The sequence below is a fragment of the Hyphomonas sp. L-53-1-40 genome (genome assembly GCF_000682775.1).
Taxonomy (GTDB): Bacteria; Pseudomonadota; Alphaproteobacteria; order Caulobacterales; family Hyphomonadaceae; genus Hyphomonas.
Window position 1 is genome coordinate 617292 of record NZ_AWFI01000012.1, and the last position, 14280, is coordinate 631571.

Genomic DNA, 14280 nt, shown 5'->3' on the forward strand with positions numbered 1-14280 from the left:
CAACACGACGCTCCGGGCATGGAATTCGCCCGGCCCGCCAAAAGTGCACTAAGGCACTGAACGCGGGAAACTGCGGCCACCAAGGCCGCCGGGTTGAATCAGAAACCATTCCAGGAACCATAACATTGACTGACGTAACATTTGCAGACCTCGGCCTTGGGCCGAACGTACTTATGGCTGTGGAAGAGGCAGGCTATACCACGCCCACGCCGATCCAAGCCGAAGCCATCCCCCATATCCTCGCCGGCGGCGACGTCACAGGCATCGCGCAAACCGGCACCGGCAAGACGGCGGCCTTCGTGCTCCCGATGATCCATCGCCTTGCGCGCGGACGGGCGAGGGCCCGCATGCCCCGTTGCCTGATCCTCTGCCCGACGCGCGAACTGGCCGCGCAGGTGGCCGAGAATTTCGAGAAATATGGCAAGCACCTGAAACTCACCATGGCCCTGCTCATTGGCGGTGTCAGCTTCAAGGAACAGGAAGGCCTGCTCCAGCGCGGCGTTGACGTACTGATCGCCACACCGGGCCGCCTGATGGACCAGTTCGAACGCGGAAAGCTGCTGCTGATGGGCGTCGACTACCTCATCATCGACGAAGCTGACCGCATGCTGGACATGGGCTTCATTCCTGACATCGAGAAGATTGTCTCCAAAATTCCGGCGAAACGGCAGACTCTGCTGTTCTCGGCAACCTTCCCGACCGATATTCAGAGACTGGCGAAGACCTTCCAACGCGACCCGGTCAAGGTCGAAGTTGCCCGCCCGACCGACGCAGCCCAGACGATCACACAGCACGTCGTCCACATTCCGACAAACGACGCGAAGGCCAAGCGCACGGCGCTGCGCCGCGTGATCGAGTCCCGCGACGTGAAGAACGGCATCGTCTTCTGTAACCGGAAGGTCGAAGTCGATATCGTCGCGGCCTCGTTGCAAAAGCATGGCCACGACGCCGCCGCCATCCATGGCGACCTACCGCAGGCCTTCCGCACCCAAGTGCTACAGCGTTTCCGTGACGGCGACCTGAAGCTGCTCGTTGCGTCAGATGTCGCCGCACGCGGGCTAGACATTCCGGACGTCGGACATGTCTTCAACTATTCGCCGCCACCCAAAGACGAGGATTATGTTCACCGGATCGGGCGGACCGGCCGCGCCGGGCGTACGGGCGAAAGCTTCACGGTTGTGTCACCGTCGGACGAAAAATCCTGGGGCTTTGTCCTCAAGATGATCCAGCAGGATGTCGAGGACTATATGCCCGAGGGCCTGCTTGAGGAACTCGGAGACCTGCCACCGGATGAAAGTCGCAGCCGCGGCCGTTCCCGGTCAGGCAGTCGTGACGACAAATCACGCGGCGGTCGCTCGCGCAGCCATCGGCGCGACGAGAACACCGACAAGCTGGAAGGGGCAACTCCCGCCGAGTCCAAGCCTAAAGCCAAGGCTGAAGAGCCCAAGGCAAAGACTGAACCGAAGTCCGATGCCCAGACCGATGATCGCCCGGAAGAGAAGCCAAAGCGCGAGCGTGCGGCGAAGCCAAAACGCGATCGCGAACGGGACCGCAAGCGCAAGGATGACGACCCTATCCTCGATCCGGCTCCTGAAAAGGTCAAAGGCTTCGGCAGCGACATTCCAGCATTCCTGAAACGCTAGTTCGAACAGACCGCAAAAGAAAAAGCCCGCCAGCATTGCCGGCGGGCTTTCTTGTTTCCGGAAACAGAGCCTAGCGCTTGATGCGGCCTTTCACCTGACCCCGGAACTTGTCGCCATAAGGCGGGCGCATCATGGCCAGCATCTCACTGCCTGTTTGCGTGTATACTGACTTCTTGTGACTGAACTCCATGAAGCCGTCCCGACCGTGATAGCTGCCCATACCGGATGGACCAACGCCGCCAAAGGGCAGGTCTTCCTGCGCGACATGGAAGATGACGTCATTCACGGTTACGCCCCCCGACGTCGTGTTGTTCAGCACATAGTCCTTCTCGGTCGAGTCTTCACCAAAATAGTAAAGCCCAAGCGGCCGGTCATGCGCGTTTACATATGCCACCGCATCTTTTGTTTCACCATAAGACTTGATGGGCAGGATCGGGCCGAAAATCTCGTCCTGCATGACTTTCAGATCATCGCCCGGATTGACGATAATGTGCGGCGGGATCTTGCGGTGGGGCTGCTGGGAAAAGTTCTCTCCCGCAGGATTGAGCTCGTGAACCTCCGCGCCTTTTTCGCGAGCTTCCTCGATATAGCTCATGATCCGGTCATAATGGCGCTGGTTAACAACTGACGTGTAGTCGTCATTGTCCTTCAGGCCCGACGGATACATCGTCTCTATGGCTTTGGTCGCCGCGCCCACAAATTCTGCGGTCTTCTCCTGCGGCACGAAGGCATAGTCGGGTGCCAGGCAAATTTGACCTGCGTTCAACGTCTTGCCCGCCATGATGCGGCTGGCCGCTTTTTCCATATTGGCCGACCGCCCGAGGATGACCGGGCTTTTCCCGCCAAGCTCCAGCGTCAGCGGCACGAGATTGTCCGCAGCCGCGCGCATGACGTGATGCGCAATCGACGTCGCGCCAGTAAAGACCATATGGTCAAATGCGAGCTTGGAGAACTCCGCGCCCACTTCCGGGCCGCCCGTGACTACCGCGACTTCTTCTTCGTCATAATACTGACCAATCAGCTGCTTCATCAGCTCTGAGGTCGCCTCGGTGAATTCCGATGGCTTGATCATCGCGCGGTTGCCAGCAGCGAACACGCCCGCCAGTGGGGCGAAGGTCAGATTGACCGGGAAGTTCCATGGGCTGATCACACCGATCACGCCCTTTGGCTGGAACTGAAGCTCTGCGCGTGAGCCGAGCAATCCAAGCGGAAATTCGACCTTGCGCTTCTCAGCCCGCATCCATTTGGCGACATGTTTCTTCGAGAATTTGAGCGCGCCGATAGACCCGGCAATATCGGTCAAATTCGACTGGTCCACAGACCGATGGCCAAAATCTTCCCGCATGGCTTCGGCGAGCGCGTCGCCATGCGTCACCAAAAGGTCGATGGACTTGTCCAGCCATTCGATACGTTTCGAAGCGGAGGGAATGCCGTCGCGAATATGCGCGGCTTTCTGACGGCTCAGTATCGAACTCATGCCAGATCCGGTAGCGCTATCTAGGGCCATTTGTTTCTTCCTTTGGGTCGTTTCCTCACCAGAGTGTAACGCGCATTGACCCCTGAACAAAATAAAAAACATTTCCGTTGGGTCAGGCGTTCACGCGGGCCAGACGACACAATAGGGTGGCAAAAAATGTCCATCGGGAGCGGAACACATGGCCTACACAAAAATTTCCTATGAGCTGAAAGGCGACATCGCCGTCATCAGCTTCAATGATCCAAGCACGCTGAATGCATGCGGCGTCGATACAGCACAGGAATTGCTCCACGCATTCGAAGTGGCAGCGGACGAGGCACGCTGCACCATTCTGACCGGATCAGGTCGCGGCTTCTGTTCCGGCGCCAATCTCGGCCCCGGCGGTCTCAGCGTACAACTCAGCCATGAAGGATCCAAGCCAGATGCGGGGCGCGCCCTCACAACGCATTACAATCCGCTGATGCAGGCGATCAGGGAACATCCGCATCCGGTCATTACTGCCGTGAATGGTGCCGCTGCTGGTGTCGGCTGTTCGCTTGCACTTGCTGGCGATATCGTGGTCTGCGGCCAGAGCGCCTATTTCCTTCAAGCCTTCCGCCGCATCGGCCTCGTACCGGATGGCGGATCGACCTGGCTTCTAGCCCGCACAATCGGCCGCGTGCGCGCAATGGAAATGGCTCTGTTTGGCGACAAGCTCCCTGCGGAAAAAGCGCTGGAATGGGGCATGGTCAATCGGATCGTCGAGGATGACCAGTTGATGCCCACGGCTTTGGAAATGGCCGAGAAGTTGGCAACTGGCCCGACCATCGCCCTGTCTCTGGCACGCGAACTGATTTGGAAAGCCTGCGAATCTGACTTCGATGAAGCCATCTATGACGAGCGCATCGCTCAACGCACTGCGGGGCGCACGGACGACTTCAAGGAAGGTGTCACCGCATTCCTCAAGAAACGCCCGGCAGAGTTTAAAGGAAAATAGCCGGAAGGTTTATTTTTAGCCGTCTATTTTCCCTTAACAATTGCGAAACGGCTTTGTCATATCCCTGTCCAAATTGGACGGGGACATTTCAATGACGACGGAATACCGATTGATTCACTTCAATTGCGCGCGCCCATTAGGCGCGTTCAACATGGAGAATGAATTCGTCCGGGTATTCATGGCAATTTTGCCCCGTATCTTCACTGACGCGGACTCGTTTGACGGCATGCATTGGCATACGCACGGCATCCGGCGCCCAAATGGTGACTGGTATGGCATGCAAGATGCCTTTCCTTATCCCCGCGACATGGCTGCGCCGGATGTGTGCACCATGGCTGGCTGGACATCGATCGAAGCCCTGAAAGAGTTCTCTTACAATGGACGCACACACCCACCCGGGATGCGCCGTCTGTCCGACAGTCTGGATCGTAGTGACGGGGCGAGCTTCGTTCTCTGGTGGGCCCCGCGTGGTGAGCGCTTCTCGATGCAGGATGGCTGGGAGAGGCTACAATCCCTGAGGCAGAACGGCCCGACAGAATCTGCGTTTTCACTTGAGCACCTGATCAGCAAACCGGTGGCAGCCTGATGTTGTCGCGGAGACTTGCACTCGGGCTTTTGGCGTCGATCACATTGGCGGCGTGCGCCTCATCGCCTGCACCAGATGCCCGCCACATCTATCTGGTCCGCCACGCAGAGAAAGCCGCTGGCGACGATCCGGACCTGACGGTCGTCGGTCGGGCCAGGGCTGATATTCTCGCTACTGAATTGAAGCAGGCAGGCCTTACCGCGATCTACTCAACTGATACCCGCCGCACGCGCCAGACAGCCCTACCAATTGCCAAGGCCACCGGCCTCACCGTGCTGCCCTATGATGCCGGCAATCTGGAGACCTTCGCGAACATGCTCCGTGCGACGCCCGGAAACATCCTCGTTGTGGGTCATTCCAACACCACGCCCGAACTCGTCAAAGCACTCGGCGGCAAACCCGGCGCGCCGATTGTCGAGGCCACAGAATATGACCGCCTTTACGTGCTGACCTCCAAGGGCCGCAGATTTCAGACAGAAATCCGCCGCTACGGAAACTAGGTCTATCAGGCTGGAAGGCCGAGCCGGTAGACGCCCTTGAAAACATCCGGATCCTCGACAGGTTTGCCTTTCCGATAGATCAACACCGTTCCCGCCTTGTGCAGGCGAATGGCTTCAGCGCGTACATCTTTCAGTACACGTTGAAAATTCGCATCACTCACGGCGCGCGCCGCCTGTTCAGCACTGATCGTCTTGCCTGGACCAGCTTCTGCGGTCAGGTCCAGGATAGCCTGCTTGACCGGGTTCGCTTTCTCCTCGCTCACCAGTCGACCGCCGCATAAACGAGTTGCTGTAATTGGGGCCGGATCGGATAGGTGCCTGAAGGGATCATCTGTGTCGCCTGGATGACGACCATCTCTTCTTCCGGGTCAATCCAGAAAAAGGTGGACGCAAGACCACCCCAGCTGAAATTGCCCAGACTGGAAGGCTGCGTCGAGGCAACCGGATCGGTCAGTACAGAGCCCCCAAGCCCGAAACCATTGCCTTCCATCCGCGCTTCGGAGAATGTCTTGTCGCCCATCTCCTTGATCGTCTTGCCATCCGGAAGATGATTTTGGCGCATGAACTCCCACGTCTTCGGGCTGATGATGCGGGCGCCGTCCAGCGTACCGCCACGCATCAGCATCAGGCAGAAACGGTGATAATCCCGCACGGTAGAGGCCAGACCGCCGCCAGCATTCAGCAGTTTCGGACGCTTGCTATAGAGCTTCGACTCCTTGCCGGCGGCATCGGACATCGAGATCTCGCCAGTCAACGGATGCTTGTTGTAGCAGGCCATCAACCGGTCAATCTTGTTCTCCGGTACCCAGAAGTCGGTATCATCCATGCCAAGTGGACCAAAGATACGTTCCCGGAAGAACTCGTCGAGAGGTTGCCCAGCAACGATTTCGACAATCGCGCCGAGCACATCGATGGAATGGCCATATCCCCATTGTGTGCCGGGCGAGAAGGCGAGCGGCAGCTTCGCGATCCGCTGGCTCATCTCGAGCAGGGTCTCGGTCGGCGCGCCGATCTTCTCCTTGCGATAGATCGCGTCAGGCTCGTCCTGCATCAGGAAGCCGTACGTGATCCCCGATGTATGCGTGAACAAATCCAGGATCGTCATCGGGCGGTCTGGCGCGCGGGTCGTAAAATCCTCGCGATTGCCGCCGTCGAAAACCTGGACGTCTGCGAACTCCGGAATGAAGCGAGAAACTTCATGGTCCAAGCGCAACTTGCCTTCCTCGAACAGCATCATCGCTGCCAGAGAAGTCACCGGCTTGGTCATGGAATAGATCCGGAAGATCGTATGCGGCCCGATCGGCTCGCCTTCGCCAAGATGCGTTGTGCCGGAATAATCTTCCAGCGCCACTTCGCCACCGCGCGACACCAGGGTCGCCACGCATGGCAATTTGCCTCGGTCGATATAGTTCTGCTGGAAATACTGCGGAATGGCTGCAAGCCGTTCCGCATTCAGGCCCACATCATGTGGATCGGTCAAATCGTGTTCGAACATGGCTTAGAGTCTCCCCGCTTTGGCCGCCTTGGCCAATTCGCGTGCAATGATGATCTGCTGAATCTGGCTGGTGCCTTCATACAGGCGGAAGATACGCACATCGCGATAGAATCGCTCAATGCCATAGTCAGACACGTAGCCTGCGCCGCCAAACACTTGCACCGCACGATCAGCCACCCGGCCGCAAGCCTCCGTGGCGAACAGTTTCGTGGATGAGGCGAGCAGGGTGACATCCTCGCCCGCATCGCGCCGCCGCGCGGCGTCCATGATCATGCATTCGGCCGCATAAGTTTCGGCCTGGCTGTCGGCAATCATCGCTTGAATCATCTGGTGGTTCATGATGGCCGTGCCGAATTGCTTCCGCTCGAGGGCATAATTCACCATCTCGCGGATCAGGCGTTTCGACACGCCCGTCGCTACGGCTGAGATGTGCAGGCGTCCCTTGTCGAGCACGCTCATCGCAACCTTGAAGCCTTCGCCTTCCTTGCCGATGATGTTCTCGGCTGGCACGCGGGCATCTTCGAAGATCACGTCACAAATGTGCGCGCCCTGCTGGCCCATCTTCTTTTCCGGCACACCAACCGACACGCCCGGTGTGTCGCGTTCCACGACAAAGGCTGACACGCCCTTTGGGCCCGGCGTATCCACATCGGTCCGCGCCATGACTGTGAACAGGTCCGCCTTGTTGGCATTGGTGATGTAGCGCTTGGTGCCGTTCAGCACATAATGATCGCCGTCACGGATTGCCTTTGTGGTCAGGCTGCCCGCATCAGAGCCCGCTTCCGGCTCGGTCAGCGCAAAGCTCGCAATCAGATCGCCTGACGCGATGCCCGGCAGCCATTTTTCCTTCTGCGCGTCGGTCCCGAACAGGACGAGCGCCTGGCTCCCAATACCGATATTCGTGCCGGCCACACTGCGGAAGGCTGGAGAGGTCTGGCCGAGTTCAAACGCCACCAGCGCCTCGGTCTCCATATCCAGCGCGAGGCCGCCATACTCTTCCGGCACCGCAATGCCGAACAGGCCGAGATTCTTCATCTCATCGACCACAGCCTGCGGAACTTCGTCCTCGTCGCCCACTTGCGCCTCGATCGGAACGCACTTCTCGGTCACGAAGCGGCGGACCTGTTCGATCAGCGCCGCGCGGATTTCGGCATCGAATGCCATACGATTTCCTCCGAACATATTCTTTCCCGCGTAATCTATGCCCCAACGGCACGCTTGTCGAAGGGTGACTGTGCGGTATCGTGCCGGAAAAACAGCAGGGAGGCGGAATGACCGTAGAAACAGTCCAAACTGGGGAGTTTGCCGGCTGGCAGACATGGCCCGACGAGCCGTTTGAACACGATGCCGCTGGTCCGTTCTATTTCAAGATTGACGATGATGGCCCGGTCGCGGCCTTTCGGGCACAACGCAAACATATGAATGCCGGTGGCGTCATGCATGGCGGCTGCCTGATGGCGTTTGGTGATTTCTCCCTGTTCGCGATCGCGCATGACGGCATGGAGGGCGAATATGGGGTCACGGTCGCCTTCACCTCTGAGTTTCTGGATGGCGCGCTGGAAGGCGAATATATCGAAGCGCGCGGCGAAGTGCTCCGGAAGGGTGGGTCCATCACCTTTGTGCGCGGCCTTGTCACCGCGAATGGCCGTCCCGTCCTCAACTTCTCCGGCACAATCAAGAAACGAAAGAAACGCACATGAGTCACCCGCCATATCAGGATCTCTCACGCTCCATTGAGGGCAAGACCGCACTCATCACCGGCGCTGCCAGCGGCATGGGCCGTGCCACCGCCCACCTGTTCGCCCGCCAGGGCGCCAACGTCGCCGTCACGGACGTGAAACAGGAAAATGTCGATATCGTTGTTCAGGAAATCCGTGATGCTGGCTTCGCCAATGTTCAGGGTTGGGCGCTGGACGTCAGCGACAAGGACGCCATCAAGCGCGTCATCGATCAGACGGCGGCGCATTTTGGCGGGTTGGAAATTCTCGTGAACAATGCCGGTTTCGCCAAGATGGCTGACGTTGCCGAGGAGAGTTACGAAGACGCATGGGCCGACAGCATCAATGTCATGCTGACCTCCCACCAGCGTGCCATCCGCGCAGCGCTCCCTTACATGCGTAAGGCAGGCTTTGGCCGCATAGTGAACATTGCGTCCACGGAAGGCCTTGGTGCCACGCCGGGCAATTCACCCTATGTTGCCGCCAAGCATGGCGTCATCGGCCTGACCCGCGGCCTCGCCGTCGATCTCGGCCGGGAAGGCATCACCGTCAACGCGATCTGCCCCGGCCCGATCCATACTGGCATCACCGCCGGCATCCAGGACGAGCACAAGGAAATCTACGCCAAGCGCCGCGTGCCGCTTCGCCGTTACGGCATCCCGGAAGAGGTCGCCAACATGACGCTATCTCTCGTCCTGCCGGCCGCCAGCTTCCTGACAGGGGTGCACATCCCGGTCGATGGCGGGATGAACATCAAGAACGCCTAGCCCGCAAAACCGCGTGCTTTCATGGCGTCGTACCAGCGACCGAGATTCTCGTGCTCCTTGTGCGGCGCCCATTTCATCACGCGGCAGAAGCCACAGGTGATGAACAGCGTAATGTCCGCAATCGAGAACCGGTCAGCCGCAAGATATTCGTGGTCGGCAAGGTGGGCGTCAAACCGCTCAGCCATGCGCTTGGCGTTCTTCTCACCCTTGGCAGCGGCTTCAGCGCTTTGCGGCACTTCCAGCGGCGCCATCATCTCATGCGCATTGCGGAACCAGGTCGCGAACTGCACCATGAACATCAGCTCGACCCGGCGATCCCACATCTCGATCAGGGCCTTTTCCTTCGCGTCCGTTCCCATCAGGTTCGGCTCCGGGAAGACATTCTCGAAATAGGTACAGATCGCCCGGCTTTCGGTGATCTTGGTCCCGTCATCCAGCACCAGCGCCGGCACCTGCGCAAACGGAGACACTTCGCGATATTCCTTTGTCCGGTGCTCCTGTTTCATGATGGAGACTTCTTCCAGATCCACCGCGTCTAACTTGCCTTTCGCGCGCAGGAAAAAGACAACCCGGTCCGGATTGGGGGCCATGGGGCTATGATAGAGTTTCATCGGTTTCCTCCTAGAATGTTTTTCTCATGCCCAGCGTCGCATTCAGAGGTTCGCCAGGGAAGTAGCGTTCATTGCCAAAGGCGAGATCCGCGCGGTCAGCATATTTTTCGTCTGTCAGATTCCGCACGATCAGGAACAACTCGGCCGTCTCGCTGAGGGCCCACGCGCCCCGCGCGCCCAGCACGGTGTGGCCGGGGTAAGTGGTCGTGTTCGCGGGATCCACGAAATACTCGCCGACATGATCAACATTCAGTGACAGTTTGATCGCGTCCGTCGCCTGCCAATCCAGCGAAACATTGGCCAGCCATTCCGGCGCCGTGTCGATTTCATTGCCGTCGCGGATGGTCTCGGTGCCGGAGCCGGTGATCCGGTCGAATGTATAGGTCTGGTCAGACCAACTGGCCGAGCCGGACACGCTGAGGGTAGGCGTCAGATCAAATGCCGCGGACATCTCAACGCCCTTGTGTTCGGTCGACCCATCCGGAACGTTCAGGCCGTCGCTGTCACGGAAGAAGAAATTGTCCTTCTCCATCCAGTAGGCCGCAACATCATATACCAGCCGACCGTTCAGCGCATTGCCCCGCGCGCCAATCTCGACGCTGTCGAGCGTCTCTTCCTTCACCTGCCCGGCCGCTTGCAGGCTTTGCAGGCGGTAGAGATCAGAGGCCTGCGGAGCGCGCTCGCCGCGGGCATAGTTCGCGTAAAGATCGGTCACCTCCGTTACTGACCAGATCAGGCCCAGCTTCGGCGTCAGGAGGTCAAAATTATCGGTCCGGTCATCCGGCACATTGAACCGGCCATTGATGCCGGGCGCCACATCGGTCGAATAGTCATACTCATGCGATTCCGCGCGCAGCCCAGCCAGCACGTGCACATCCTCACTCAGCGCAAAATCCAGCTCGCCCCAGACCGCCCCCATCAACGTATCGACGGTGTAGTCATAGTGTTTGCCTTGCGGGAAACGCGAGTCGCCCGGAAAGAAGCCGAACGGTTCGGGCTGGATTTCGGTCAGCCAGCCGCTTGCAACATCAACATCCGCGCCCACGCGCCAGGTCAGGCTGTCGGAGGCCTCCCGCTCGAAGCGCGCCATCAGGCCGCCGCCGGTCGAGCCATTCTTTTCCACGCCGCCATTCGGCAGGAAGTGCTGTGCAAAGATCATCGACTGGGTGTGCGCATACGGCGTCAGGGTCAGCGTGCCGCCGCTGAGGTTTCGAGACAGCCGCGCGCCTGCCCGCGCCGACCACGCATCGCGGTAGGCTTCCGGGTTCGGATTGGATTTGGCAATGTCCTCATCCTTGTAGGCATCCGGCCCCTGTGCAAAGCCGGCCGTTTCCTGGTTGAGGTTTGACGCGGTGAGCCATGTCGTCGTGTCCCAGTCGCCCAGCATCCAGTCGCCGACCAGTGTCAGCTTCTGCTGGTCGACGCCGGTATTGTCGCGCCAGCCGGTATCCTTTTGTAGCGACACCGCCGCCAACCAGTGCTCTCCCTCGTCCAGCGTCACATCCGTGCGCCAGCGACCGAGTGTGCCATAGCTCGCGACCACCTGGCCGCCGCTGCCGACTTCCGGCAAGATGACATTGACCAGTCCGTGCACGGCATTGGAACCGTATTTCGCACTGCCCGGCCCGCGCACGACTTCAATGGCGCTCGCCACTTCATGATGCGGCTCGAACAGGGAATTCACGTTTCCGAAGGCGGGCGAGCGCACCGGCACGCCATTCTCCATGATCAGGAAACTGCCCTGCCCGGCCCCGCCGGTCAGCACGGGTGAGCGGATTGCAACCAGATGCTCCTGCCCGGAATTCATCTGAATGTTCACACCGGGCAATTTGTTCAGGATTTCAGCCGGATGATCGGCGAGCGTCTCGTCGATCTCAGCAGCGTCCAGACCCGCAAGGCTCCCAGGATCGGTCTCTGTCCGATCACCCCAGACGCTCACCGGCGCCAGGCGTTCCTGTGCCAAAGAAGGCATAGCAGTGGCCATACCACAGGCGGCCAGCAACCCAATTCGAACTCGTCTCATCTTCATATCCCGCACTCGTGCCAATCCCAGCCCTGAAGTCTAGGCCTGACCGTGCGGGAGGCGAGCGGAAAGATCAGCCACCTACGCCTGCAAACAACTGATACGGTAGCGCCCCGACCACCGCGCCAGAGAGACACGTCGCCAGCGTCCCCGCCAACAGCGTCCGCCAGGCCAGCGCCAGGAAATCATCCCGCCGCGCCGGTTCCACAATGCTCAGGCCGCCAATCAGGATGCCCATGGAGCCGAAATTCGCGAAGCCGCAAATGGCGTGCGCGGTGATGATGCGCGTGCGCGGGTCCATCGCGTCAGCGGGGACTTCGGCCAGCTGCAAGAAGGCCACGAATTCGGTCAGCACCGTCTTCACGCCCATCAGCGAGCCCGATTGCGCCGCCTCGCCCAGCGGCACGCCAATCATGTACATCAGCGGCGCGAAGATCCAGCCCAGCACCCGCTCGATCGACAACGGCGCACCCGCGACATCCGGAAACAGTCCCAGACCCGCATTGACCAACCAGAGTAGAGCCAACGCCGCGATCAGCATGGTGGTAATGTTCAGCACGATCTTCAGGCCATCAGAAGCGCCGGTGGAAAAGGCATCCATTGTGGAAGAATAGCTGAAATCCGGCTCTTTCATCCGCTCGGTCGCGGGCGTCGTTTCCGGGATCAGGCACAGCGCCACGGCCACCGCCGCTGGCGCCGCCATGATCGAGGCCGTCAGCAGCTGCGCCAACGGATTGTCCATCTTGCCTTCAAGGAACGCCCCGTACACCACAAGCACACTGCCTGCGATGGTCGCAAAGCCCGCCGTCATCATGATCAACAGCTCAGACCGGGTCATACCCTTGATATATGGCCGGATCAGAACCGGCGCCTCGGTCATGCCCATGAACACATTGGCGGAGACGGCCAGCGAGGTCGCCCCGCCAAGGCCCATGGCGCGCTGGAAGATATAGGCAAACCCATTGGTCACCCATTGCAGGATGCGCCAATGCCAGAGGATCGCCGACAGCGCGGCGACGACGATCACAATTGGCAGGATCTGGAAGAAGAAAAGCGGCGGCGGTGATCCGCCCATCAGTTGATCTGCGGCGACATTGTCGCCGACATAGCCGAACACGAAACTCGTGCCGGCCCGCGTCGCATTTTGCAGGCCATCGACCACGTCATTGGCCTTGAACAGGATCGCCCGCACAAAGGGGATGCCAAACAGGATCAGCGCAAACACGAATTGCATGATCGTCGCGCCGATGATCAGCCGGAACGGAAACAGTTTCCGCTTCTCTGACAACACCCAGCACACACCATAGATCAGGACGATGCCGAGCAGCGCCCGCGCATTGTCCCAGCCCCATTCATACCCTGCGATGGAAAGCATTCGCCGCTCCCTTTCCCCAAAACTGTCACATTCAGGCTTAAACGCGACAACGGCGAAGGGGAAGCACTCATGTGCGCAACTGCGTGCCGCCGGCTGCAACCGTGGGAAACATGGGCACCACCTGCCCGACCCTCTCCCAACGTCCGGCTTGCGCGGCGCCCACCCGGCTGCTCAATTGGCGCGCATGGAAACACTCATCCCCATCGCGCAACAGATCGCAAACACGCTCAAGGCCCGCGGCGAGACCGTGGCCATTTCGGAATCCTCGGCTGGCGGCCTCATCTCGGCGGCGCTACTCGCCGTGCCCGGTGCCTCGACCTATTATCGCGGGGGTGGCGTCATTTACACGCCCAAGGCATTCAAGCATCTGCTCGGCCTGACACGGGAAGATATTGGCGACATGCGCTCCTCGACCGAGCCCTATGCCCGTCTGCTGGCCAACACCATTCGCGGCAAGCTCGCCGCCGATTGGGGGCTCTGCGAGACCGGCGCCTCAGGCCCAACCGGCAATGGCTATGGCGACGCCGCAGGCCACACCTGCATCGCCGTAGTCGGCCCGAACCGGTTCGAGATCGCCACCACTTTGGAGACCGGCCTCAGCGACCGCCCGGAAAACATGCGCCTCTTTGCAAAAGAGACGCTCGAAGTCTTCCTGGCGGCGCTGGGCTGATACCTAGCCCAGCTTGCAGACGCAGAGCTTGTTGCCGTCGGGGTCCCGGAAATAGGCACCGTAGAAGTTTGGCAGGCGTTGGCCCGGCTCGCCTTCACAGGTGCCGCCCATTTCTAGCGCTTTCTTGTAGGCGCGGTCGACGGTCTCATTATCCTTGCAGCCAAGCGCCGGCATGACGCCATTGCCGGCAGAGGCGGCTTCGCCATCATAAGGACCGCCAATCGCGATCATCGGCTGGCCGGGGCCGGTGCCATAGAATTGCAGCCGGTCATTGGCGAAGACGCGTTGCCCGCCCAGCTCCCCCATGACCGCGTCATAGAATTCAACGGCCTTGTCCTTGTCGTTTGATCCCAGTGTTACATAAGCCAGCATGACGATCCTCCCTGGATACTTTTCTTCGGCTGGCCAAAACGCAATCACGGCGCGGCAATCCGCGCAA

At 59.8% G+C, this 14280-nt stretch carries 15 protein-coding genes; 7 read left to right on the forward strand and 8 right to left on the reverse strand.

Annotated elements, in window-relative coordinates:
- Positions 1 to 173: 173 nt before the first annotated feature.
- The gene (locus L53_RS08845; protein ID WP_369794165.1) at positions 174 to 1643 is read left to right on the forward strand and encodes a DEAD/DEAH box helicase; all 1470 of its coding nucleotides are present in this window, start codon (positions 174 to 176) and stop codon (positions 1641 to 1643) included.
- A 70-nt stretch (positions 1644 to 1713) separates the two neighbouring features.
- Here L53_RS08845 and L53_RS08850 read toward each other — a convergent pair whose 3' ends face one another.
- Positions 1714 to 3150, reverse strand: a complete 1437-nt coding sequence (locus L53_RS08850; protein ID WP_034814148.1) for a coniferyl aldehyde dehydrogenase — start codon at positions 3148 to 3150, stop codon at positions 1714 to 1716.
- A gap of 148 nt (positions 3151 to 3298) precedes the next feature.
- Between L53_RS08850 and L53_RS08855 the strand changes: the two genes are divergently transcribed.
- From L53_RS08855 to L53_RS08865, 3 genes are all read left to right on the forward strand, one after another.
- Positions 3299 to 4096 carry an enoyl-CoA hydratase/isomerase gene (locus L53_RS08855; protein ID WP_034814150.1) on the forward strand — a complete coding sequence of 266 codons (798 nt, stop codon included), beginning with the start codon at positions 3299 to 3301 and terminating at the stop codon, positions 4094 to 4096.
- A 91-nt stretch (positions 4097 to 4187) separates the two neighbouring features.
- Positions 4188 to 4682, forward strand: coding sequence for a DUF3291 domain-containing protein (locus L53_RS16380; RefSeq protein WP_051607736.1), 495 nt, complete (start codon positions 4188 to 4190; stop codon positions 4680 to 4682).
- Complete coding sequence (locus L53_RS08865; protein WP_034814152.1) at positions 4682 to 5182, forward strand: histidine phosphatase family protein; 501 nt, start codon at positions 4682 to 4684, stop codon at positions 5180 to 5182. The genes L53_RS16380 and L53_RS08865 overlap by 1 nt, the downstream gene beginning before the upstream one ends.
- A 5-nt stretch (positions 5183 to 5187) precedes the next feature.
- Here the strand turns inward: L53_RS08865 and L53_RS08870 are convergent, their stop codons facing one another.
- Genes L53_RS08870 through L53_RS08880 form a run of 3 tightly spaced genes read right to left on the reverse strand, consistent with a single transcriptional unit; the run spans position 5188 to position 7841 of the window.
- The gene (locus L53_RS08870) at positions 5188 to 5445 is read right to left on the reverse strand and encodes a DUF3253 domain-containing protein (protein ID WP_051607737.1); all 258 of its coding nucleotides are present in this window, start codon (positions 5443 to 5445) and stop codon (positions 5188 to 5190) included.
- Positions 5442 to 6677 (reverse strand): serine hydrolase, encoded by a 1236-nt coding sequence (locus L53_RS08875; protein ID WP_034814155.1) that lies wholly within the window; start codon positions 6675 to 6677, stop codon positions 5442 to 5444. The genes L53_RS08870 and L53_RS08875 overlap by 4 nt, the downstream gene beginning before the upstream one ends.
- 3 nt (positions 6678 to 6680) lie before the next feature.
- Positions 6681 to 7841 (reverse strand): acyl-CoA dehydrogenase family protein, encoded by a 1161-nt coding sequence (locus tag L53_RS08880; RefSeq protein ID WP_034814156.1) that lies wholly within the window; start codon positions 7839 to 7841, stop codon positions 6681 to 6683.
- 107 nt (positions 7842 to 7948) lie between these two features.
- Between L53_RS08880 and L53_RS08885 the strand changes: the two genes are divergently transcribed.
- Both L53_RS08885 and L53_RS08890 read left to right on the forward strand, forming a co-directional pair.
- The gene (locus tag L53_RS08885) at positions 7949 to 8377 is read left to right on the forward strand and encodes a PaaI family thioesterase (protein ID WP_034814158.1); all 429 of its coding nucleotides are present in this window, start codon (positions 7949 to 7951) and stop codon (positions 8375 to 8377) included.
- Entirely contained in the window at positions 8374 to 9162 is a 789-nt protein-coding gene (locus tag L53_RS08890) for an SDR family NAD(P)-dependent oxidoreductase (protein ID WP_034814160.1), read from the forward strand. Before L53_RS08885 ends, L53_RS08890 begins: the two co-directional genes overlap by 4 nt.
- Here the strand turns inward: L53_RS08890 and L53_RS08895 are convergent.
- The 3 genes from L53_RS08895 to L53_RS08905 all read right to left on the reverse strand — a co-directional run bounded on the left by L53_RS08895 (position 9159) and on the right by L53_RS08905 (position 13171).
- On the reverse strand, positions 9159 to 9773 hold the full coding sequence (locus L53_RS08895; protein WP_034814162.1) for a glutathione S-transferase family protein: 615 nt from the start codon (positions 9771 to 9773) through the stop codon (positions 9159 to 9161). The two genes, L53_RS08890 and L53_RS08895, sit on opposite strands and share 4 nt — an antisense overlap.
- 10 nt (positions 9774 to 9783) lie before the next feature.
- Positions 9784 to 11796 (reverse strand): TonB-dependent receptor, encoded by a 2013-nt coding sequence (locus L53_RS08900; protein ID WP_233347675.1) that lies wholly within the window; start codon positions 11794 to 11796, stop codon positions 9784 to 9786.
- A 73-nt stretch (positions 11797 to 11869) separates the two neighbouring features.
- On the reverse strand, positions 11870 to 13171 hold the full coding sequence (locus tag L53_RS08905; protein WP_034814166.1) for a NupC/NupG family nucleoside CNT transporter: 1302 nt from the start codon (positions 13169 to 13171) through the stop codon (positions 11870 to 11872).
- A 184-nt stretch (positions 13172 to 13355) separates the two neighbouring features.
- Between L53_RS08905 and L53_RS08910 the strand changes: the two genes are divergently transcribed.
- The gene (locus L53_RS08910; protein ID WP_034814429.1) at positions 13356 to 13841 is read left to right on the forward strand and encodes a CinA family protein; all 486 of its coding nucleotides are present in this window, start codon (positions 13356 to 13358) and stop codon (positions 13839 to 13841) included.
- A 3-nt stretch (positions 13842 to 13844) separates the two neighbouring features.
- On the opposite strand, the gene L53_RS08915 is transcribed toward L53_RS08910, so the two are convergent.
- Positions 13845 to 14213: a VOC family protein gene (locus L53_RS08915; RefSeq protein ID WP_034814168.1), complete on the reverse strand. Its 369-nt coding sequence runs from the start codon at positions 14211 to 14213 to the stop codon at positions 13845 to 13847.
- Between the last annotated feature and the right edge of the window lie 67 nt (positions 14214 to 14280).